At 77.1% G+C, this 24,038-nt stretch carries 6 protein-coding genes; 1 reads left to right on the top strand and 5 read right to left on the bottom strand.

The window, feature by feature from the left end:
* Window positions 1-13: 13 nt before the first annotated feature.
* Complete coding sequence (locus AB0J24_RS17910; RefSeq protein ID WP_358682616.1) at window positions 14-196, bottom strand: hypothetical protein; 183 nt, start codon at window positions 194-196, stop codon at window positions 14-16.
* A gap of 190 nt (window positions 197-386) precedes the next feature.
* On the opposite strand from AB0J24_RS17910, the gene AB0J24_RS17905 reads away from it, so the two are divergent.
* Window positions 387-1,592: a macrolide family glycosyltransferase gene (locus AB0J24_RS17905; RefSeq protein WP_358682614.1), complete on the top strand. Its 1,206-nt coding sequence runs from the start codon at window positions 387-389 to the stop codon at window positions 1,590-1,592.
* Between the two features lie 70 nt (window positions 1,593-1,662).
* On the opposite strand, the gene AB0J24_RS17900 is transcribed toward AB0J24_RS17905, so the two are convergent.
* The 4 genes from AB0J24_RS17900 to AB0J24_RS17885 are packed head-to-tail and all read right to left on the bottom strand — an operon-like array spanning window position 1,663 to window position 24,013.
* Complete coding sequence (locus tag AB0J24_RS17900) at window positions 1,663-2,430, bottom strand: alpha/beta fold hydrolase (RefSeq protein WP_358682612.1); 768 nt, start codon at window positions 2,428-2,430, stop codon at window positions 1,663-1,665.
* Window positions 2,427-8,759 (bottom strand): type I polyketide synthase, encoded by a 6,333-nt coding sequence (locus AB0J24_RS17895; RefSeq protein WP_358682610.1) that lies wholly within the window; start codon window positions 8,757-8,759, stop codon window positions 2,427-2,429. Before AB0J24_RS17895 ends, AB0J24_RS17900 begins: the two co-directional genes overlap by 4 nt.
* 40 nt (window positions 8,760-8,799) lie before the next feature.
* Window positions 8,800-19,032 (bottom strand): type I polyketide synthase, encoded by a 10,233-nt coding sequence (locus tag AB0J24_RS17890; RefSeq protein ID WP_358682608.1) that lies wholly within the window; start codon window positions 19,030-19,032, stop codon window positions 8,800-8,802.
* Window positions 19,033-19,057: 25 nt separating this feature from the next.
* Window positions 19,058-24,013, bottom strand: coding sequence for a type I polyketide synthase (locus tag AB0J24_RS17885; RefSeq protein ID WP_358682606.1), 4,956 nt, complete (start codon window positions 24,011-24,013; stop codon window positions 19,058-19,060).
* Window positions 24,014-24,038 lie beyond the last annotated feature (25 nt).

Here is a 24,038-nt window from a genome sequence, read left to right as displayed (position 1 = left end):
ATTCGACCGTTGATCAGGCCTTCTTGCGCACCATCGGCATGGTGACGGCCAGTCCGATCACGACCCCGATCGGGATCATGATGCCCGGGTTGAGCACCCACATGCCGCAGATCCCGAGCACGATGCCACCGATCACGGCGCCGAGGGACATGACCAGGATCTGCTTGGTGTTGCTGTTGGTCGGCTGCGAGGACATCGCCACTTCCTTCTCTCTCGGTCTCCGCTCAGCCGTCCAGATGGGCGGCTCGGTCACGGGACCGACGGTGCCGTGATCTCGGGGACCCGCGCGTGCGTTCCTGTCACCGGCTCGGCATGACACTTGTCAACGCCGGCGGCCCCGGCCCGGACCTAGGTTCGGTGGCAGGACCCGTCGAGAAAGGCCCGACATGGCCCACATCCTCGTGGTCGCCCCGCCGGCGGCCGGTCACATCAACCCCACCCTCGGCGTGGTGGCCGAGCTGGTCGAGCGCGGGCACCGCGTCACCTACGCCACCACCGAGCGTTACCGGGACCGGATCGCCGAGACCGGGGCGACGCTGCTGGCCCACGAGTCGACGATGCCGCCGCCCGCCACGAAGCCGTACACCCTCGAGGGCTCCGACCTCACCCGCGGTCTGCTGGCCGGGCTGCGTGAGACGCGGGTGCGCCCGGCCGAACTGCGCGACCGGCTCGCCGGCGACCGGCCGGACCTGGTGCTGTTCGACGGCCTCACCGCCTGGTGGGGCCGGTTGCTGGCCCGCGGGATGGACGTGCCCGCGGTCCCGTGCTGGCCGAACTTCGTGTCGAACGAGCACTGGTCGCTCATGGGCACCTACATCCGCTCGAACCGGCTGGATCCGCGGCTGTGGTGGTTCGCGGTCCGGATGCAGCGGCTCGCGTCGGCCGCCGGGCTGACCCTCGCCGAGCTGGTCGACGGTGTCGGCACCGGGGTGCACGGCCAGTTGGTGTTCCTGCCGCGCAGCTTCCAGTTCGCGCACGAGACGTTCGACGCCAGCTACCACTTCGTCGGCCCCTGCCCCGGCGCGCGCACGTTCCAGGGAACCTGGTCGCCGCCCGTGTCCGGCCGACCGGTCTGCCTCGTCTCGCTCGGCACGGTGTACTCGGCGAACCGCCCGTTCTACGAGCTGGCGTTGGAGGCGCTGCGCGGGTCCGGGCGGCACGTGGTGCTGGTCGTCGGCGAGCACGTCGATCCCGGCTCCCTCGGCGCGGCCGGCCCGCACGTGGAGGTGCACCGCTCGGTGCCGCAGCTGCAGGTGCTCGAGCACGCCACGGTGTTCGTGACCCACGGCGGCATGAACAGCGTGCTCGAGGCCGCGCGGGCCCGGGTGCCCATGGTGGCGGTTCCGCAGATGGCCGAGCAGCGGGCGAACGCCGACCGGCTCACCCAGCTCGACCTCGGCGAGCAGCTCACCCCGGACCGGCTCACCGGGGCGGCGCTGCATGCCGCGGTGGACCGGGTGGCCGGGGACACTCGCATCGCTGCCGGGCTGGACCGGATCGCTGCGGAGATGGAGCGCGCCGGCGGGACGGATGCGGCGGCGGACCTGCTGGAGGCCGCCCTGCACGGACCGGTCACCGCCTCGCGGGCCTGAGCGGACCGGCAGGGTCACCGACCGGACCGGTCGCGCCGCGCCGCACGGGCCGGGACCCGCGCGGCGCGGCCTACGCCGCGAGCCGCTCGCGCACCAGCGACACCACCGGCGACGGGTCGGCGCCGAAGTAGAAGTGGTCACCCGGCACCGACCGCAGGGTGAACCCCCCCGTGGTGTGCGCGGCCCAGCCGCGCAGGTCCTCCGGTGCGACCCGCGGGTCGCGGTCGCCGCACAGGCCGTCGATCGGGGCGCGCAGCGGCGGCCCGGGGACCCAGGAATAGGTCTCGGCGGCGGTGTAGTCGGCGCGGACCACGGGCAGCACCAGCTGCAGCATCTCGGCATCGGCGAGCAGGTCCCCACTGGTGCCGCCGGTCCGGCGCAGCTCGTCGACGACACCAGCGTCGTCGAGGCGGTGGATCCCGGCGCTGCGGTGCTCGGAGGGCGCGTTGCGGGCGGAGACGACGAGCCGGTCCACCGGCCGCTCGTGCGCGTGTTCGAGCCTGCGCGCCACCTCGTAACCGACGGTGGCGCCCATGCTGTGCCCGAACAGCACCAGCGGCAGGCCGTCCGCGACGGTGCGGACGTCGAGCTGTTCGACGATCCGGTCGGCCAGCGTCGCCAGGTCGGTGGCGAACGGCTCGCTGCGGCGGTCCTGCCTTCCCGGGTACTGGACGGCGACGACGTCGACGTCCGGGCGCAGCCGGGCCGACAACCCGGTGAAGTAGCTCGCTGCACCGCCCGCGTGCGGGAAGCAGAGCAGCCGGGCCCGCGGCGCCCGGTTGTCGTCCCCGGCGCGGAAGCGGCGGAACCACAGGTCGGTGGACACGGAGGTGGTCATCGGATGGTCTCCCTCGGGGTCGTCGCCTGCCCCGTCGGCACGGCGGGCCGATCCAGGGCCTCGATCCATTCCTCGATGGCGGCGGCGGTCGGCACCGCGTGCTCCTCCAGCATCGAGAAGTGGTCACCGGCGACGTCGACGGTGTCGTGCGGGAAGTCCCATGTGGAACGCCAGTCCCGCCCGTCGCCGAGTGTGGTGGCGCCTGCCAGCGGCTCGGTGGCCCGGACCAGCAGGGTACGGACGAGGGTGGGGCCGGGCTCCCAGGTGCGGAACAGGTCCAGGTACCACCCCATCGCGGAGAGCCGGTCGTCGTCCATCGTGACGAAGGTGCCCTCCCGCTCCGCCATCCCGTCCATCAGGGACAGCCCGAATCGGTCCATCAGGTCGCTCTGTGGCGTGTAGGTGTCGACCAGCACCACGCCTGCGGGCGGCTCACCCACCGCCTCCAGGTGCCGGGCCACGGCGTGGGCGAACCAGCCGCCGGCCGACGAGCCGAGCAGGACCGGGGCAGTGTCGCCCGTGGCCCGGCGGACGGCCTCGGCCTGCGCGCCGACCACCGCGCCGATGCCGGTCGGCAACGGTTCGTCGTGGCCGAAGCCGGGGACCGCGAGCGCGGCGACGTCCCGGCGTCCGCGGAACGCCCCGGCGAACCGCGCGTACTGGTGGATCCCGGCCACGGCCAGGCAGGAGGAGAAGCAGAACACCGGTCGGGCGGCCGCACCGCGGGCCAGCCGCACCGGGATCACCGGGTGGCCGGTGGCGTCGAGGTCGGCCGGGCTGTCGAACGAGGGGCGCAGTGCGGCGGCCGCACGCAGCAGTTCGAAGACCTCCTTCCACTTCCCGGTGCGGAACGCGTCGGTGTAGAGACCGAGCAGCGCTCCCCCGGCGGTGGCGACGGGCGCGGGACGGGCCGGCGCTGCCGGGGCGGTGCCGTCACCGAGCCGCTCGTGCAGGTGCACGGCGAGTGCAGCCGGTGTCTCGTGGTCGAAGGCCAGGGTGGCGCCCAGCCGCAGACCGGTGGCGGCGGCCAACCGGTTGCGCAGCTCGATCGCGGTCAGCGAGTCGAACCCGGCGTCTACCAGGTCGGTGTCCGGGCCGACCTGGCCGTCGACGTGCCCCAGTACCTCGGCGACGTGGCCACGGACCAGCGTGCAGAGCGCGGCGAGACGGTCGTCGCCGCGCAGCGCGGTGATCCCGCCGTCGCGGCCTGGGCCGGTGCCCGCGGTGGCCCGGACGGTGCGCCGCGGCCCGGGCCCGGCGAGCAGTCTCAGCAGTGCCGGTCCGCTGCCGGCCCGTGCTGCGGCCCGCAGCGCAGGCCGGTCCAGGCGCATCGCCACGACGGCCGGAGCGGTCGCGGCCAGGGCCTCGTCGAGTAGCCCGAGCGCGTGGCCGGCGCCCAGCGCGGCGATTCCGGAGCGGTCCGCCCCGGTGTCGTCGCGTCCGGCCATCCCGCCGGCCCAGCGTCCCCAGGCGACGGACAGGGTGCGGCGGCCCGCAGCGGAGCGGGCCGCGGCGAAGGCGTCGAGGAAGGCGTTCGCGGCCGCGTAGTTGCCCTGCCCACCACCGCCCAGGACCCCGGCGGCCGAGGAGAACAGGACCATGAGCGGGGCGTCGGTGGTGGTCAGCTCGTCGAGCAGGACCGCGGCGTCGGCCTTGGGGCGGAGCACCGTGGCCAACCGCTGCGGGGTGAGCGACCCGAGGGTGGCGTCGTCGAGCGCACCGGCCACGTGCACCACGGCGCGCACCGGACGGCCGGGCGGGACCAGGGACAGGACCCCGGCGAGAGCGTCGCGGTCGGCGACGTCGGCGGCGCACAGGTCGACCGTGCCGGAGGGACCGGTGAGCTCGCGCAGCTCGTCCGCCAGGGCGGCGGCACCGGGGGCGTCGGCGCCGCGGCGGCTGACGAGCAGCAGGTGCCGGGCTCCGTGCTCGCGCACCAGGTGCCGGGCGACGGCGCCGCCGAGCGCTCCGGTCGCGCCGGTGACCAGCACCGTCGCGTCGGGGAGACCGCCGGAGAGCCAGGTGTCCCCCGGCGGGACGGGCACGATGCCCTCCAGCCGGGGCAGGTTCCCGGTCCCGGCGCGTACCGCGATCCGGGCGGCGGGGTCGGCGATCAGAGGTTCGAGCAGCCCGGCCACCGCGGGCGGGCCGTCGGGCCCGCCGTCGAGGTCGAGCAGTGCGATCCGGTCGGGCGACTCGGTCTGTGCGGCACCGGCCAGCCCCCAGACCGCCGCGGCGGCCGGGTCGGGAGCGCCGTCGTCACCGGTCGTGGCGCGCTCGGTCACGAGGACCAGCCGAGACGCCACGTCGGCTCCGGTGTCCGTCCAGTCCTGCAGGAGGGCCAGCGCCGCGGTGGTGAGCGCCCGTGCGCGGGTGGCCGGGTCATGGCTGGTGTCCGCGACGGGGACGGCGAGCACGGCCTCGGGCGGTGCCGTACCGGAGGCGGTGGCCATCGCCAGCGACGCGGTGTCGGCGTAGTGCTCGACGTGCACCCCGGCCGTGGTGAGCGCCGCGGTGAGGGCGGTGGCGAGCGTCCCGCCGGAGTCCCCGAGCAGGGCCACCCGGTGTGGCGGTGGGCCGGCCGCGACCGGGGTCCACGCCGTCGTGAACAGCTCGCGGTGGCGGGGACGGGTGACCGGGCCCGCAGGGTCGGCCGGGCGCACGACCAGAGCCTCGATGTCGGCCACCGGTGCGCCGGTGCCGTCGGCCAGCCGGAGGGAGACCGCACCGGGCCCGGCCCGGTCCAGGCGGACCCGCAGGGTGTCGGCGCCGGTGGCGTACAGCCGCATCCCCGACCAGGAGAACGGCAGCCGGGGGCGCGGGTCGGGATCGAGCAGCGTGTCGGTGGCGGCGAGCGGGTGCAGCGCGGCGTCGAGCAGTGCAGGGTGCAGCCCCCACCGTCCGGGTCCCCCGGCCTCCGGCGGCAGCACGACCTCGGCGAACACCGCGCCGTCGCGGGTCCAGACGGCGCGCAGGCCACGGAAGGCCGGACCGTAGTGGAAGCCGCCGTCGGCGAACCGCTCGTGCAACGCGGTCACCGCGACCGGCTCGGCGCCGGCCGGTGGCCAGGCCACAAGGTCCGGGTCGGGCTCCGGTGCGTCCCCGGTGTCCCCGAGGGTCCCGGAGGCGTGCCGTACCCAGCCGCCGGTGTCGTCGTCCGGGTCGCCGGTGCGCGCCCACACCTCGACGGTCCGGATGCCGTCGTCGGCGGGTGCGCCCACCACGGCCTGCAGCTCGGTGGCCGGGGCGGGGGGTGCCGCCGGGATCAGCGGCGCCTCGAGGGTCAGCTCCTCGATCCGGGTGGCCCCGACCTCGTCGCCGGCCCGGATCGCCAGCTCGGCGAACGCGGTGCCCGGCAGCAGCGGGCGGCCGGCGACGGTGTGGTCGCCCAGCCACGGCAGGCTCCGCGGCCCGGCGCGCCCGGTGAGCACCACCCCGCCGGTGGCCGGGAGCTCGACGGTGCTCGTCAGCACCGGATGACCGGTGGCGCCGATGGCCGTGGTCGGTCCGGTGGGCCCGGTGTCCGCGTCCAGCCAGTAGCGGGTCCGCCGGAACGCATAGGTGGGCAACTCCACCCGGCGTGCGTCGCGCAGCGCGGGCGCGACGGCGGTCCAGTCGATCTCGTGCCCGCCCGCCGTGTGGAGGGCGCCGAGTGCGGCGACCAGATCGACGGCTTCGTGGCGGTCCCGGCGCAGCGTCGGCAGGACCAGGCGGTCCGGCCCGCCGTCCTCGGCGAGGACCTCCTGCACGGCCGGGGTCAGCGCGGCGTCGGGCCCGATCTCGATCATCCGGGTCACGCCGAGTCCGCACAGTGCGCGGACCCCGTCGGCGAACCGGACGGTGTCGCGCAGGGCGCGCGCCCAGTGCCCGGGGTCGGTCAGGTCACCGGGGTCCGCCACGGCACCGGTCAGGTCGGACACGACCGGGATCGGGGCCGGGCCAGCGTCGAGCGGCCCGACGGCGTCGGCGAGCGCGGCAGCGGCGGCGTCCATGTGCGCGGAGTGGAAGGCGTGCCCGACGCGCAGCCGGGTGGTCCGCACGCCGCGGGTGGCGAGCTCGGCGGCGATCGCGTCGATCGCGCAGGCGTCACCGGACAGCACCACCGAGGACGGCCCGTTGACGGCGGCGACACCGACCCGGCCGCCCTGCTCGGACACCAGCGGGGCGACGGTCCCGACAGCGGCCCGCACCGAGAGCATGGCCCCGCCACCGGGTGCGTCCTGCATCAGCGCGGCCCGCACCGCGACCAGCCGGGCGGCGTCGGCGAGCGGGAGCACCCCGGCCACGTGCGCGGCGGTGATCCCGCCGATCGAGTGCCCGAGCACCACGTCCGGTTCGATCCCCGCGGCCCGCCAGGTGGCGGCCAGCGCGACCTCGACGGCGAACAGCGCGGGCTGGGTCCAGCGGGTGTGGTCGAGCAGCTCCGCGTCCGGTGTGCCGGGGCCGGCGAGGACGATCTCGCGCAGCGGCCGGGGCAGGTGCGGGTCGAGCGCGGCGCAGACCTGGTCGAAGGCGGCGGTGTAGGCCGGGACGACGCCGTGCAGGTCGCGGCCGGTCGCGGCCCGCTGGGCACCCTGGCCGGTGAACAGGAACGCGGTCCGGCCACGCAGTGGGGCGCCGGTGGACAGGGCGGCGGTCGGCCTGTCCACCGGCGCGGTGCGCGCGGGCAGGCTGCCGCCGGTGAGTGTGCGCAGGCCGTGGACGAGGTCGTCGCGGGTGGCTCCGGTGACGACGGCCCGGTGCGGGAACGCGGTACGGGTGCGCAGCAGCGAGGCGGCGATCTCGGCGTCGGTGCCGGCCTGGGTTCCGGTGTCGATCCGGTGCAGCAGGGCGGCGGCCTGACCGGCCAGTGCCTCCGGGTCGCGGGCCGAGAGCACCCACGGCACCGGACCGGGGTCGCCGGTCGCCGGGACGGCGGGGGCCTCGGGCCCGCCGAGGTCGGGGGCCTGCTCGACCAGGACATGGGCGTTGGTGCCGGAGAAGCCGAACGAGGACACCCCGGCTCGGCGCGGGCGCCCGGTGTCCGGCCAGTCCCGGGCCGTCCGCAGCAGGCTCACCGCCCCGGAACCCCAGTCCACGGCACCCGACGGGTGGTCGGCGTGCAGGGTGGGCGGCATGACGCCGTGTTGCAGCGCGAGCACCGTCTTGATCACGCCGCCGACGCCAGCGGCGGCCTGCGTGTGGCCGATGTTGGACTTCAGCGACCCCAGCCACAGCGGGTGGTGCGGGTCGCGGCCGCGGCCGTAGACAGCGAGCAGCGCCTGCGCCTCGATCGGGTCGCCGAGGGCGGTGCCGGTGCCGTGCCCCTCGACCAGGTCGACCTCGGCGGGCACGATCCCGGCCGCGTCCAGCGCGGCGCGCAGGACCCGCTGCTGTGACGGGCCGTTCGGGGCGGTGAGCCCGCTGCTGGCGCCGTCGGAGTTGACCGCGGAGCCGGTGACGACGGCGAGCACCGGGTGGCCGTGGCGGCGCGCGTCGGACAGGCGCTCGACGGCGAGCATCCCGACGCCCTCACCCCACCCGGTGCCGTCGGCACCGTCGGCGTAGGCCTTGCACCGCCCGTCCGGGGCGAGCCCGCGCTGGCGGGCGAAGTCGACGAACGCGACCGGGGTGGACATCACCATCGAGCCCCCCACCAGCGCGAGGTCCACCTCACCTGCCCGCAGCGAGCGGGCCGCCCAGTGCAGCGCGACCAGCGAGGACGAGCAGGCGGTGTCGACGGTGACGGCGGGGCCCTCCAGGCCGAGGACGTAGGCGACACGTCCGGAGGCGATGCTGCCGGAGCCGCCCGCCCCGACGTAGGGCTCGACGTCGGCGGGCACCGTGGTGAACCGGCGTACGTAGTCCTGGTACATGACCCCGGCGAACACGCCGGTGCGGCTGCCGCGCAGCCCGTCCGGGTCGATCCCGGCCCGTTCCAGGGACTCCCACGCCGTCTCCAGCAGCAGCCGCTGCTGCGGGTCGATCGCGATCGCCTCGCGCGGGGAGAGCCCGAAGAACGCGGCGTCGAAGTCCGCGACGTCGTCGACGAACCCGCCCTCGGTCGCATAGGAGGTGCCCGGGACGTCCGGGTCCGGGTCGTAGAGCGCCTCCAGGTCCCAGCCGCGGTCGGTCGGGAACGGCCCGACGGCGTCGCGGCCGGCGGCGACCAGCTCCCACAGGTCCTCGGGGGTGCGGACGCCGCCGGGGTAGCGGCACGCCATCCCCACGACCGCGACGGGTTCACCGGCGCTGCGGCCGGCCTCGGCGAGCTGCTCGCGGGTGGAGTGCAGCTCGGTGGTGACCCGCTTGAGGTACTCGCGCAGCCGGTTCTCGGTCTCGGTGCTCACCGGTTCTCCGTCCGGGTCGGCGGGGTCGGGCCCGGGGCGCTCATGACGCCCCCAGGTCCCGGTCGATCAGGGCGAACAGCTCGTCGTCGGTCGCCTCGGCCACGGCGGCCGGGGGCGTCGTGGCGGCCGGCACGGCCGTGGGGGCCGGGACCGGCCTCCCGAGGTCGGCCAGCATCCGGGCCAGCCGGTCGGCGACGGCGGCGCCCGCCACCTCGTCGTGCGCGATGCGGTCCAGCCGGCGGGCGATCCCGTCGAGCTCGGCGAGTTCGGGCAGGTCCGCCGGTGCTGCCGGGGTCGCGTCGGCCGCGGGCAGCTCACCGTCGAGGAACGCGGCGAGCGCCTGCGGCGTCGGGTGGTCGAACATCAGCGTGACCGGCAGCCGCAGGCCGGTGGCGGTACCGAGGCGGTTACGCAGCTCGACGGCGGTGAGCGAGTCGAAGCCGAGGTCGAGCAGGCCCCGGCGGGGCTCGATCTCCTCCGGGTCGGGCACCGCCAGCACCCCGGCGGCCGTCGTACGCACCAGGTCGAGCAGCGCCGCTGTCCGGGCGTCACCGGAGAGCCCGGCGAACCGCGCCGCGGTGTCCGGGCCGGTGGGCGCCGGGCCGGTGGCCGCGGTGCCGGCCCGGGCGGGCGGTGCGGGGGCCAGCTCGCGCAGGGCGGCCGGGAGCCGCCCTGCCGCCGCGGCAGCCCGCAGGGCCGCGGGGTCGGTGCCGATCGGGGCCAGCAGCGCCTCGCCGGATCCGGTGCCCGGGCGGGCCAGGGCCGCGTCGAGCTGGGCGAGCGCGGCGGCGGCCGGCATCGGGGCCAGCCCGCTCCCGGTGACGCGCGCCCGCCCGGCGCGGTCGAGGGTGTCGGTCATGGTGCTGCGGTCGGACCAGACCCCCCAGGCCAGCGACCGGGCGGGCGTCCCACCGGCGCGCAGCCGCTGGGCGAGCGCGTCGAGCGCGGCGTTCGCCGCGGCGTACGGGGCCTGCCCCGCGCCGCCGAGGGTGCCGGAGATCGAGGACCAGAGCACGAACGCGCGCAGGTCCGGGCCCGCGGTCCGCTCGGCGAGGGCGAGCGCACCACCGAGCTTCGGGGCCAGAACCCGGGCCAGGCGGTCGGCGTCCTGGGCGTGGACGACCCCGTCGTCGAGCACGCCCGCGGTGTGCAGGACGGTGGTGACCGGGTGCGCGGGTGGTACCGCCGCCAGTGCGGCGTCCAGTGCGGCCGGGTCGGTGACGTCGCACGCCCGCACGTCGACCGTGGCCCCGGCCGCGGTGAGCTCGTCGCGCAGCGCCGCGATGCCGGGGGCGTCGGCCCCGCGGCGGCCGAGCAGCAGCAGCCGGCGGGCACCGTGCCGGAGCACCGCGTGCCGGGCGGCGAGGCCGCCCAGGCTGCCGGTGGCGCCGGTGACCACGACGGTGCCCTCCCCCGGTGTCCACTCCTCGTCGCCGGGCGGTGCCGGGGCGAGCGGGACGAGCCGCGGTACGAGCACCCGCCCGCCGCGGACGGCGACCTGTGGTTCGCCGGACGCGGCTGCCGCCGGGAGCGCCGTCACCGCGTCGGGGTCGTCACCTGCCAGATCGACGACGGCGAACCGGCCGGGGTTCTCGGTGGCGGCCGAGCGGACCAGGCCGGCGACGGCCGCGGCACCGGTCCCGGCCGGGACCTCGCCGTCGCGGGTCACGGCGGCGTCACGGGTCAGGACCAGCGTCCGGGTGCCGGCCAGCCGGGGGTCGGCCAGTACGTCCTGCACCAGCGCCAGCGCGGCACCGAGCGCGGCGAGCGTTCCGGCCTCGTCGGCGGTGTCACCGGGCGGGACCGGGGCGCCCAGCACCAGCACGTCCGGTGCCGGGCCGGTCCCGGCGCGCAGCGCGGCGAGGTCGTCGTGGCGCTCGACCGCACCCGCGGGCAGCGCCGTGTCCACCGCGGACACCCCGCCGGGCAGGTGCGGCCCGACCAGCGCCCAGCGCCCGGCCGCCGGTGTGGCGCCCGCGGCGGGGCCGGCGGGCACCCAGTCGAGGCGGTGCAGCGCGGTCACCGGCTCCGGGGGGGGCAGGTCGGTCGCGACCGGGCGCAGGACGAGCTCGGCGACCTCGAGCACCGGCGCACCGTCGGTGTCGGTGAGCCGCAGCGCGACGGTGTCGCGGCCGGTGGTGGTGACCCGCACCCGGACCCGGTCGACACCGGTGCGGCCGGCGCGGACCCCACCCCAGGAGAACGGCATCAGACCTCCGTCGAGGCCCTCGAGTCCGCCGAAGGCGAGGGTGTGCAGGGCGGCGTCGGTGAGCGCGGGGTGCAGCAGGTGCTCGGCCGCGGCGGCACGGGCACGTTCCGGCACCGCGACCTCGGCGACGACGTCGTCACCGTCCCGCCAGGCGGCGTGCAGTCCGCGGAACTCCGGGCCGTAGTCGAACCCGCTGTCGGCGAGCAGGTCGTAGAGCCCGTCGACGGCGAGTGGCTCGGCACCTGCCGGCGGCCAGTGCGCCGCCGGCGCAGGGACGACCGGATCGGGCGCCGGGCCGAGCGTCCCGGCGGCGTGCCGGTGCCACGGACCGTCGGCGGTCCGGCTGTGCACGGTGACCGCGCGGCGGCCGTCGGTGTCCGGTTCGGCCACCGCGACCTGCAGCGTGACCTGCACCCGCGCTGTGTCGGCCAGCACCAGTGGGGTCCCGATGGTGAGCTCCTCGACCACCGGGGCACCGGTGCGGGCACCGGCGTGCAGGGCCAGCTCGAGGAACCCGGTACCGGGGAACAGCACCGACCCGGCGACCGCGTGCCCCGCCAGCCACGGGTGCGTGGCGGTCGACAGTGCCCCGGTGAAGACGGCCCCGCCGTCGGTGCCCGCGAGGGCGACCTCGGCGGCGAGCAGTGGGTGACCGGCCTCGTCCTGGCCCGCGGCGGTGATGCCGGGGCCGTCGCCGACGGCGTCGAGCCAGTAGCGGCGGCGCCGGAACGCGTAGGTGGGGAGCCGGACCGGGCGGGTCGCGCCGGGCAGGTCGAACGAGACCCGCGCGCCCGCCGTCCACAGCGTCCCGAACGCGGCGAGAGCGGCGGCGGGTTCGTCCGTCCCGGGCCGGAGGACCGGGACGAGCAGGGTGTCGTCGTCGCGCAGGCAGTCCCGGCTCATGGCACTGAGCACGCCACCCGGGCCGACCTCGACCAGCGCACCCGCACCGGTGTCCTCGACCGCGCGCACGGCGTCCTGCCAGCGGACGGGTGCGACGACCTGGCGGACCCAGTAGTCCGGTCCCAGCTCGTCGTCGGTGACGGGCCGGCCGGTCACCGACGACACGAGAACCGTGTGGGGGCGGTGGTGGGTCAGGTCCGCGGCGACGGCACGCAGCTCGTCGAGCACCGGTTCCATCAGCGGCGAGTGAAACGCATGGCTCACGGTGAGCGTGCGGGTCCGCAGTCCCGCTTCCGCACAGGTCCGCGCGGCCCGCGCGATCGCCTCGGAGGTACCGGAGAGCACGGTGGACGCGGGCCCGTTGACCGCCGCGACGACCGGGGCCAGCGGGTCGTCGGCGAGCAACGCGGCGACCTCGGTCTCGCCGGCCCGCACCGAGAGCATCGCGCCACCGGTGGGCAGCACGTCCATCAGCCGGGCCCGCGCCGCGACCAGTGTGGCGGCGTCGGCGAGCGAGAGGACCCCGGCGACGTGGGCGGCCGCGAACTCCCCGACCGAGTGCCCGGCGACGGCGACCGGTTCGATGCCGCGGGCGCGGACCGCGGCGGCGGTGGCGACCTCGATCGCGAACAGCGCCGGCTGGGTGTACCCGGTCCGGTCGAGCAGCGCCGCGTCCGGGGTGCCCTCGGCGGCGAACAGCAGCGGCCGCAGCGGCCGGTCCAGGTGCGGGTCGAGGTGCGCGCACGCCTCGTCGAGCGCGTCGGCGAACGCGTCGTCGGTCTCGTACAGGCCACGACCGGTCCCGGCGCGCTGGGCGCCCTGTCCGGTGAACAGCAGCGCCGACCGCAGACCATGGCGCACCGACCCGGTGACGACGGCCGGGTCGGGCCGGTCCGCCGCGATCGCGGCCAGCGCCGCGCGAGCCTGCGCGGGGTCGTGGGCGACGACGACGGCGCGGTCGTCGTGGTGCACCCGCCCGGCCAGCGCGGCCGCGACGTCGGCGAGGCCCGGTCCGTCCGGGTCGCCGGGATCACCCAGGGCGTCGAGCACCGCGCCCGCCTGCCCCGGCAGGGCACGCGTGCCGCGAGCGGAGAGCAGCCACGGCACCGGTGCCGCTCCGGCCGGGCGGGGCCCGGCCGCGGGCTCACCGCCGTCCGTCCCGCCGGCCGGCCCGACAACGCCGCCCGCCGCCTCGGCAGGTGCCTCACCGAGTACCACGTGGGCGTTCGTGCCGCTGACACCGAACGAGGACACCCCCGCGACGCGGGGCCGTGGACCCGGTTCCCAGGGCCGGGCCGTGCTGAGCAGCGCCAGCTCGCCGCCGCTCCAGTCGATGTGCGGGGAGGCCTGCTCGGCGTGCAGGGTCCGCGGCAGTATCGCGTGCTGCAGGGCGAGCACCATCTTGATCACCCCGGCGATGCCGGAGGCCGCCTGGGTGTGGCCGAGGTTGGACTTCAGCGTGCCCAGCGCCACCGGTCCGTGCGGTCGCGGCCCGGCGAACACGGCCTGCAGCGCGCCCGCCTCGATCGGGTCGCCCAGCGGGGTGCCGGTGCCGTGCGCCTCGACCGCGTCGACGTCGGCGGGTGTCAGGCCCGCGTCGGCCAGCGCGGCGCGCACGACCCGCTGCTGCGCCGGGCCGCTGGGCGCGGTCAACCCGTTGGAGGCGCCGTCGGAGTTCACGGCGCTGCCGTGGACCACGGCGAGCACCGGGTGCCCGAGCTCGCGGGCCACCGACAGCGGCTCCAGCAGTAGTGTGCCGACACCCTCGGCCCACCCGGCGCCCGCGGCGTCGGCGGAGAAGGCACGGCAGCGGCCGTCCGGGGACACCGCGCGCTGCCGGCTGAACTCGATGAAGCTGTCCAGGGTGGACATGATCACCGCGCCGCCGGCGAGCGCACGGTCGCACTCGCCGGTCCGCAGCGCCCGCACGGCGGTGTGCAGCGCCACCAGCGACGACGAGCAGGCCGTGTCGACGGTGACGGCGGGGCCCTCCCAGCCGAAGGTGTAGGCAATGCGCCCGGAGACCACGCTGCTGGCGCTGCCCAGGGCGAGGTGGCCCTCGACGTCGGGGCCCGGGCGCCGTACCCGGGAGCCGTAGTCGTTGTAGCTGGCCCCGACGTAGACCCCGGTGCGGGTGCCGCGCAGCGCACCCGGGTCGATCCCGGCCCGTTCGCAGGCCTCCCAGGCCGTCTCCAGCAGCAGCCGCTGCTGCGGGTCCATGGTCAGCGCCTCGCGGGGGGAGATGCCGAAGAACCCGGGGTCGAAGTCGGCGGCATCGTGCAGGAAGCCGCCACCGGTCGAGTAGAAGGTGCCCGGGGTGTCCGGGTCCGGATCGTGCAGGCCCACCACGTCCCACCCCCGGTCGGTGGGGAATTCCCCGACCGCGTCGACGCCGTCGGCGAGCAGAGTCCAGAGCTGCTCGGGGGTCTGCACCCCTCCGGGCAGCCGGCAGGCCATCCCGATGATCGCGACCGGTTCGTCGGTGGCCGCGGGGGCGGTGGTCGCCGGCGCCGCGGCGGGGGCGTGCTCGTCGGTGGAGGCGAGGCGGGCGTGCAGGTGCCCGGCGAGACCGTCGACGGTCGGGTGGTCGAACACCAGGGTGACCGGCAGGGTGAGACCGGTGGCCTCGGCGAGCCGGTTGCGCAGGTCGACGGCGGTCAGTGAGTCGAACCCGAGGTCGCGGAACGACCGCCCCGGGTCGACGCGGGCGCCGTCGCCGAAGCCGAGCGCGGCGGCGACCCGATCGGTCACGAGCTCGCGCAGCGCGTCCCGGTCGGCCGTGGCCGGGGCCGCTGGCGACGGGTCGGGACCGGTGACGGTGCGCGCGCCGGGCAGTCCGGCCAGCAGCGGGGCGTCACGCAGCGCGGGCGTGGCCGCCCGCAGCCGCGCCCAGTCGACGGCGGCGACCGCGCGGCAGTCCTCCCCTGCGCCGACGGCGGCGAGCAGGGCGTCGACGGCCCGATCGGGGTCCATCGCCCCCATACCGGCCCGGCGCAGCGCTGCGGCCTGCCCGGGGTCGACCATGCCCGCGCCGTCCCACATCCCCCAGGCCAGCGAGCTCGCCGGTCGGCCCTGCCCGCGCAGCTGCCGGGCCAGGGCGTCGAGCACGGCGTTCGCGGCGGCGTAGGCCGCCTGCCCGGCACCACCGACGAACGCGGCGAAGGAGGAGTAGAGGACGAACGCGTCGAGCTCCCGGTCGGCGGTCAGCTCGGCGAGCAGGCCGGCGGCCAGCACCTTGGGAGCCATGACCCGCTCGGTCCGCTCCGGGGTGAGGTCGGCGATGAGGGCATCGTCGAGAACACCCGCGGTGTGGACCACGGCGCGCAGGTCCGGCAGCTGCGCGAGCAACCCGGTCAGTGCCGCGCGGTCGGTCACGTCGCACGCCGCGACGGTGACCCGCGCGCCGCGGGCGCGCAGGTCCTCGGCGAGCGCGGTGGCACCCGGGGCGTCCGGGCCGCGCCGGCCGGCGAGCACGAGGTGCTCGGCGCCGAGGTCCGCGAGCCGGCGAGCGAGGTGCCCGGCGAGCCCACCGGTCCCGCCGGTCACCAGGACGGTGCCGCGTGGCGTCCAGGACGCCGCGGCGGGCGCGGGGGCGGGGACGATCCGGCGGCCGTGCGCGCCACCGGGGCGCAGCGCGACGTCCTGTTCGACGCCGTCGTGGAGGTGGGCGAGCAGGCGCGACGCAGCACGCCGGTCCAGGGTGGCGGGCAGGTCGACGGTGCCACCGGGCCGGTCCGGGTACTCCGCGGCGGCGATCCGGGCCAGTGCCCGGAAAGCGGCGTGCGCGGGCCGCGCGGGGTGCTCCCCCGGTGCGACGGCGACGGCGTCGCGGGTGGCGAACCACAGCGGCGGCCCGGCGACCGCCGAGCCGGTCGCGCGCAGCAACGCGACACCGGTGTCGAAGCCGGGCGGGCGCCCCGTCCCGGGCCCGTCGTGCTCGGGGGCGTCGAACGCGAGCAGGGCCAGCACCCCGGAGGCACCCAGCAACGCCGGTAGGCTCACGGTGCCGTCCGGCGGTACCACGAGCTCGGCGACGTCCGCACCGGCGGCGACGAGAGCGGCGGTGACCTCGTCGACGACGGTGCGGTCGGTGCGCTCGGACACCGCGAGCAACCAGCGCCCGGGGCGGGAACCCGCGGGACGCGCCAACGGCTCCCAGGTCTCCCGGTACCGCCACCCGTCGATGACGGCGCGCTCGCACTCGCGGCGCCGCCACCCGGCGAGCGCGGCGACGGTACCGGGCCCGAGGTCCGCGGCGGGCACGTCGAGGACGCGGGCGAGCGCACCGGTGTCCGCGGAGTCGACGGCCGCCCACAGCGCCTCCTCCCGAGGAGCGGGGGCACCGGCCGCGACGGACGGGCCGGTGGGGGCGAGCCAGTACCGTTCGTCGGCGAACGGGAAGGTCGGCAGCAGGCCCGGTCGGAATGCGGTGTCGGGGACGACGGGGTGCCCACCCGGCCGCGGGTCGAGGTCGACGTCGGTGCCGTGCACCCACAGCCGCGCCCAGTTCCCGAGGACGTCGAGGAGCCGGGAGCGGTCGCGGTGCAGGGTGGGGACGGTGAGCAGGTCCCGCCCGGCGGCCTCCGCCGTGCCGGCAAGGACGGGCAGCAGCACGGGGTGCGGGGCCACCTCGACCACGGCGTCGAAGCCGTCGTCGAGCAGGGCGTCGGTGGCGGCGCGCAGCTCCACGGTGGAGCGGAGGTTCCGCACCCAGTAGGCGGCGTCGAGGGGCGTGCGCGGGTCGAGCCGGGCGCCGGTCACGGTGGAGTACAGCGGCAGCCGCGGCGCGGACGGTGTGATCGGGGCGAGGTCGGCGAGCACGGTCGCGGTGACGGCGTCGACGTGCGCGGAGTGCGAGGCGTAGTCCACGGGCACCCGCCGGACGCGGATCTCGTCACCGGCCTCGAGCTCCGCCTGCAGCGCCGCGACGGCGGTGACATCGCCGGAGACCACACAGGACTGCGCGCCGTTCTCCGCGGCGAGCCAGAGCCCGGGCCGGCCGGCGATACGGTCGACGGTGCCGGCCCGGCCCAGCCCGACCGACAGCATCGCCCCGGCACCGGCGATGCCGGCGATCGCGCGGGCGCGCAGGGCGACGACCCGGGCGGCGTCGTCCAGGGTCAGTGCCCCGGCGACGTGCGCGGCGGCGATCTCGCCCTGCGAGTGGCCGACGACGGCCGCGGGCTCGACCCCGTGCGACCGCCACAGCGCCGTGAGCGCGACCATGACGGCGAACAGTCCGGGCTGGACGAGGTCGACCCGGTCGAGCCAGCCGTCGTCGTCGCCGGTGACGGTGGCGACGAGGTCGGTGCCGTCGAGGTGCGGGGCGAGTGCGGCCGCGCACCGGTCGAGCTCGGCGGCGAAGTCGGGGCTCTCCCGGTAGAGGTCGCGGGCCATCCCGGCCCACTGCGCGCCCTGGCCGGGGTAGACGAACACGGGTCGCCCGGACCCACCGGCCGTCCCGGTGACGAGGCGGGTGTCGCCGCGACCGGCGGCCAGGGCGCGCACGCCCCGGCGCAGCCCGGCGAGGTCCTCACCGAGCACGACGGCGCCGTGGTCGAGCCGGGCCCGGTGGCGGGCCAGCCCGGAGGCGACGGCCGCGGCGGTGCCCGGGGTGTCCGGGGCCACGTCCAGCGCCCGGTCGAGCCCGGTGGCGGTGCGGGTGAGGCCGTCGGCGTCGCGGGCGGACAGCACCCACGCCAGCGGGCCCGGCGGATCCGCCGCCTGCCCGGCGTGCTCGGCGGCCGTGGCCGGGGCCTCCTCGACGACCAGGTGGGCGTTCGTGCCGGACACCCCGAACGAGGAGATGCCGGCGCGGCGGGGCCGGTCCGGGTGGGCTGGCCACGGCCGGGCGCGGGTGAGGACCTCGACGCCGTCCCAGTCGACGAGGTCGGTGACGGGGTCGGCGTGCAGGGTGGCGGGCAGTTCTCCGTGCTCGAGCGCCAGCACCGTCTTGATCAGGCCGGCGATCCCGGAGGCAGCCTGTGCGTGGCCGATGTTCGACTTCACCGAGCCGAGGTGCAGCGGCGCGCCGGTGCGGCCGGCGCCGTAGACCTCCAGCAGGGCCTGCGCCTCGATCGGGTCGCCGAGGGTGGTGCCGGTGCCGTGTGCCTCGACCGCGTCGACGTCACCGGGGGTCAGCCCGGCGTCGGCCAGCGCGGCGCGCACGACGTCCTGCTGGGCCGCGCCGCTGGGTGCCGACAGGCCGTTGGAGGCCCCGTCCTGGTTGACCGCGGATCCGCGCAGCAGAGCGAGCACCGGGTGGCCGTGGGCGCGGGCGCGGGAGAGCCGCTCCAGTACGACGACGCCGGCGCCCTCGCCGAGCACCATGCCGTCGGCGCCGGCGCCGAACGCCTTGCAGCGGCCGTCCTCGGCGAGGCCGCGCTGGCGGGCGAAACCGACCAGCGCGATCGGGGACGAGATGACCGCGGCGCCGCCGGCGAGCGCGACGGTGCAGTCACCGCGGCGCAGCGCCTGGGCCGCGAGGTGCACCGAGACCAGCGACGACGAGCAGGCGGTGTCGAGGGTGACGGCCGGCCCGCGCAGATTGAAGGTGTAGGCTATCCGGCCGGAGATCACGCTGGTGGACATACCGGTGACGAGGTGACCCTGCAGGCCGTCCGGGGCGTCGCGCCAGCCCTCGCCGTAGCCCTGCCAGGCGGCTCCCGTGTAGACGCCCACGGCGGTGTCACGCAGCCGGTCGGGCGCCATCCCGGCCCGCTCGAGGGCTTCCCAGCTGACCTCGAGCAGCAGGCGCTGCTGCGGATCCATCGCCCGGGCCTCGCGCGGGGAGATGCCGAAGAAGCCCGGGTCGAAACGGGTCGCGTCGACGAGGAACCCTCCGCGGCGGGTGTAGGTGGTGCCGGTGGTGTCGGGGTCCGGGTCGTAGAGGGCCTCCAGGTCCCAGCCGCGGTCGGTGGGGAACCCGGTGGTGACGTCGCGGCCGTCGCGCACGATCTCCCACAACCGTTCGGGGGTGTCGGCGTCACCGGGGTAGCGGCAGCCGAGGCCCACGATCGCGATGGGGTCGCGCTCGTCGTCGAGGCGCTGTTGCTCGGCCCGGCGCAACCGCTCGTTGTCCTTGAGCGAGGCGCGCAGGGCGTCGACGAGCGCGGTGGTGTCGGTGACGGGCTGTGCGGTGGTGTCGACGCTGTCGGCCATGGGTGCTCGGTACCTCTCGCTTTGCTCAGGACGCCGGGCCGTCGAGGGCGAGCCGCATGAGCGACTCGACGTCCAGGTCGTCGATGTCGGACGCGACGGCGCCCGGGTCGTCGGTGCCGGACGCGGCGGCGCCCGGGTCGTCGGTGCCGGACGTGCCGGTCGCGCCCGCCGCCGGGCCGGTGGCCACCGGGGCGAGCCGGTCGGCCACGTGCGCGGCCAACGCGGCGACGGTCGGGTGGTCGAACACGGCGGTGACCGGGATCCGCACGCCGGCCGCGGCAGTCAACCCGCGGCGCAGCGCCATCGCGCCCAGGGAGTCGAGTCCGAGCTCGCGGAACGGCCGGCCGGTCCCGACCGCGGCCGGGTCGTCGAACCCGAGAGCGGCGGCGACCTCGGCCCGGACCACCTCGCGAACCAGGCGGGCACGCTCGTCACCGGTCAACCCGGCCAGACGCTCGGCGAGTGCGGTACCCGGTCCGTCCTCGTCGTCACGGTCGTCACGGTCGGCGGCGAGCGCGGCGGCGGCCTCCGGCACGGTGCCGATCAGCGGGCTGGGGCGGACCCCGGTGAACACGGGTGCGAAGCGGGCCCAGTCGACGTCGGCGACCACCTCGACCGGTTCCGGATCCGCCAGCACCCGGTGCAGCGTCGCCAGCGACCGGGCCGGGGACATGAACGGCACGCCCCGGTCGCGCAGCTGCTGCTCGACCAGGTTGGCAGCCATCCCGCCGTCCTCCGCCGGGTCCCAGATGCCCCAGACGACCGAGACCGCGGCCCGGCCGCGGGCCCGGCGGCGGGTGGCCAGCGCGTCGAGGTGGGCGTTGCCGGCGGCGTAGGCGCCGTGGTCGGCACTACCCCACACCGCGGAGATCGAGGAGAACAGGACCAGCTCGACGTCCGGGCCGAGGACCGCGTCGAGCGCCTCGGCGCCGGCGATCTTGGCGTGCACGGTGGCGGCGACCGTGGCCGGGCCGGTGGCCGCCACCGGCTCGAGGGAGCCGGCGCCGGCGACGTGGAAGGCCGCGCGCAGGGGTGTGCCCCGGGCGGCGCAGCGGTCGCGCAACGCGGTGAGTGCCGCGCGGTCGGCGGCGTCGCAGGCCTCGACGGTGACGGTGGTTCCCTCGACCGCGAGGTCTGCGACGAGGTCGCCGATCCCGTCGGCGTCGGCGCCGCGCCGCCCGGTCAGTACGAGCTCGCGCACGCCGAGGTCGGACAGCCAGCGGGCGATGCGGCGGCCGATGGCCCCGGTGCCCCCGGTGACCAGCACCGGTCCCGTGCCCCACCGCTCCGCGAAGTCTCCGGCCCGCGCGGTCCCGGCGGGTGCGGCGCGGTGCAGCCGGCGGACGCGCAGTCCCCCGGCGCGGACGGCGAGCTGGTCCTCCCCGCCGGTGCCGGAGAGAGCCCCGGCGAGCAGCGCCGGGTCCACCATGGACCCCGGGACGTCCGGGGGCAGGTCGACGAGGCCGCCCCAGCGGTCGGGGTGCTCCAGGGCGACGCACCGGCCGAGTCCCCAGACCGCGGCCTGCGCCGCGTCGGGTCCGGCGGGGCCGCCACCGACGGGGTCGGGACCCGGTTCGGCCGCCCCCCGCGTGACCACCCACAACGGGGCCGCGCAGTCGACGTCGCCGAGGGCCTGGACAGTGGCGATCGTGACCGCCAGCGCCGGTGGTACCCGGGCCGCGTCACCGGCCGGGGCACGACCGGGGCCGGGGGCCACGTCCGCGGCGCCGCGGACGACGTACGGGGCGCCGTCGCCGTGCCCGACCGCGAGCACGGACACGCACCCGCGGGCCGGGGCCGGGTGCCCGCGCAGGACCGCGGCGACCGCCGCCCGGTCGTGCCCGACGCCGGCGAGGTCGAGGGTCGTCACGGTCGCACCGTGTGCGCCCAGGGCGGAACCGATCTCACCGGCCGCGGCGGCCTGCGCGGAGACCGAGCCGTCGAGGAGCAGCAGCCAGTCGCCGGCGACGTCTGTCGGCGGGGCCGGCAGCGGGTCCCAGCCGACGCGGTAGCGCCAGGGGTCTCCCCCGGTGACGCCGTACCGCCAGGCCGCGAGCACCGGCAACAGCTCGGCCACTCCCGGGTGCACCGCCGCGGAGCCGCCGGTGAGCAGGCGGTTCAGACCCTCGGCGTCGCCGGCCGTCACCAGGTCCCAGAATGTGGCGTCGTGCCCGGTCGCGGTGGCCGGGGAGGCGGGCTCGGTCAGCCAGTACCGGGTGCGGGTGAACGGGTAGGGCGGGAGGTCGACGGGCTCGGCCGGGGCGGCGACCGGTGCGCACCAGTCGACGGTGCCGCCGTGCACCCACAGTTCGGCCAGCCCGCCGAGCACGCGTCCGGGGCCGCCCTCGTCGCGGCGCAGGGTCGCGACCGCCGTGATCTCCCGGCCGGTCGCGTCGGCGGTCTCCTCGATCGCCGGGAGCAGCACCGGGTGCGGGCTGACCTCGACGAACGTGTCGTGTCCGGCGGCGAGGAGCTCGGTGACGACGGCGTCGAGCCGCACGGTGGAGCGCAGGTTCGCGAACCAGTAGGCACCGTCGAGCTCGTCGGCGGCGACCGGGCGGCCGGTGACCGTCGAGTGCATCGGGACCTCGCCCGCGGTGGAACCGACCGGAGCGAGCGCCTCGGCGAGCACGGCGCGGACCTCCTCCATCTGCGGCGAGTGCGAGGCGTAGTCGACCGGGATCCGGCGGGCACGGCGGCCTGCCGACTCGATCTCGGCGGCGAGCGCGTCGAGGTCCGCCTCCGGACCGGCGACGACGCAGGAACGGGCGCCGTTCTCCGCGGCCACGGTGAGGTCCGGCCGGTCGGTGAGTCGCGCGTCGAGCTCGGCGCGCGAGAGCCCCACCGAGAGCATCCCACCGCGGCCGGAGACCGCGCGCAGGGCGCGGCTGCGCAGCGCCACGACCCGGGCGGCGTCCGGGAGCGACAACCGGCCGGCGACGCAGGCGGCAGCGACCTCGCCCTGCGAGTGGCCGACGACGACCGCTGGCACGACACCGCACGCTCGCCAGAGCGCGGCGAGCGAGACCGTCGTCGCGAACAGCACGGGCTGGACGAGCTCGACCCGCCCGGTCCAGGCCGCGTCGTCGCCGCGGGCGAGCGCGACGACGTCGGCGTCCAGGTGCGGTGCGAGCGCGGCGGCGCACTCGGCCATGCGCTCGGCGAACACCGGGGACGTGTCGAGCAGCTCCCGAGCCATGCCCACCCACTGCGCGCCCTGGCCGGGGAAGACGAACACGGGGGCGCCCGCCCCGGGCCGCGGCGTTCCGGTGACCGCCCCCGGACGGGTGCCGCCGGAGGCGATCGCGGCCAGGGCGGCATTCGCGTCCGGGCTCGCCATGCCACCGGGTTCCGGCGGCGCGACGACGACTGCCCGGTGGGTCAGCGCGGCCCGCCCGCCGAGCCGGTGCGCCACGTCCTCGGCGGCCGGTGCGGCCACCGCCCCCGGAGCCAGGACGGCGCCGAGCCGGCCGGCCTGGGCGCGCAGCGCCTGCGGGTCGCGGGCCGAGAGCGGGAACGCGACCGGCGCCCCGGCCGCGAACACCGGTTCCCGCGCGGGGGCCGGATCGTCGTCCGGGGCTTGCTCCAGCACGACATGTGCGTTGGTGCCGCTGGCGCCGAACGCCGACACCGCGGCCCGCCGCGCCCGCCCGGTGTCGGGCCAGTCGCGGGCCGTGTCGAGCAGCCGGACCGTGCCCGACGACCAGTCCACCTTGTCGGTGGGTGTGCCGGCGTGCAACGTCGCGGGCAGCCGGCGGTGCCGCAGTGCCAACACCGTCTTGATCACTCCGCCGACGCCCGCCGCGCTCGCAGCGTGGCCCATGTTGGACTTGAGCGAGCCCAGCCACAGCGGTCGGCGCGGGGACCGGTGGCGGCCGTAGACCTCGAACAGCGCGCCGACCTCGATGGGGTCGCCGAGCACGGTGCCGGTGCCGTGTGCCTCGACCGCGTCGACATCGCCGGGATCGAGCCGTGCGTCGGCCAGCGCCGCGCGGACCACGTCCTGCTGGGCCTCGCCGTTCGGGGCGGTGAGGCCGTTGCTGGCGCCGTCGGAGTTCACCGCGGTGCCACGGACGACGGCGTGCACCCGGTGGCCCCGCTCGCGGGCGACCGACAGCCGCTCGACGAGCAGCACGCCGACTCCCTCGGCCCAGCCCGTGCCGTCCGCGTCGGCGGAGAAGGCCCGGCAGCGCCCGTCGGGAGAAAGCGCACGCTGGCGGCTGAACTCGACGAAGCCCCGCGGGGTGGACATGACGGTGGTGCCGGCGACCACGGCGAGCTCGCACTCGTCGCGGCGCACGGCACCGGTGGCGGTGTGCAGCGCGACCAGCGACGACGAGCACATCGTGTCGACGGTCAACACCGGGCCGCGCAGGCCGAGCGTGTAGGCCACGCGCCCGGCCGAGACGGCGCCGGACCGGCCGATCATCGCCTGGCCCTCGACGCCGTCGGGCAGCACGCGCAGGTCGGTGCCGTAGTCGTGGTCGGTCGCGCCCAGGTACACCCCGGTGCGGGATCCGCGCAGCGCCGTGGGGTCGATGCCGGCGTCCTCGAACGCCTCCCACGTGGTCTCCAGCAGCAACCGTTGCTGCGGGTCCATCGTGATCGCCTCGCGGGGCGCGATCCCGAAGAACGCGGCGTCGAAGCCGGCGACGTCGTCGAGGAAGCCGCCCTCGCGGACGTAGCTGGTGCCGGGCGTGTCGCCGTCCGGGTCGTACAGGGCCTCGAGGTCCCAGCCGCGGTCGGTCGGGAACGGGCCGACCAGGTCGCGCCCGGCGTCGACGGCCTCCCACAGCTGCGCGGGGGTGGTGACGCCGCCGGGGAACCGGCAGGACATGCCGACGATCGCGAGCGGTTCCCCGGCCCGCTCACGGACCTCTTCCAGCCGCGCGCGGGTGGTCCGCAGATCGACCGTGGCCCGCCGCAGGTAGTCCCGCAACCGGTCCTCGGTGCCGGCGACGTGATCGGTGTCCTGGCTCATGGGGTGTTGGCTCCTCCGGTCGGGC

Origin of the sequence: Pseudonocardia sp. NPDC049635 (genome assembly GCF_040659795.1) — a bacterium.
Classification (GTDB): domain Bacteria; phylum Actinomycetota; class Actinomycetes; order Mycobacteriales; family Pseudonocardiaceae; genus Pseudonocardia.
The sequence above is the reverse complement of the archived record's forward strand: the minus strand, read 5'-3'. Positions and strand labels throughout refer to the sequence as shown.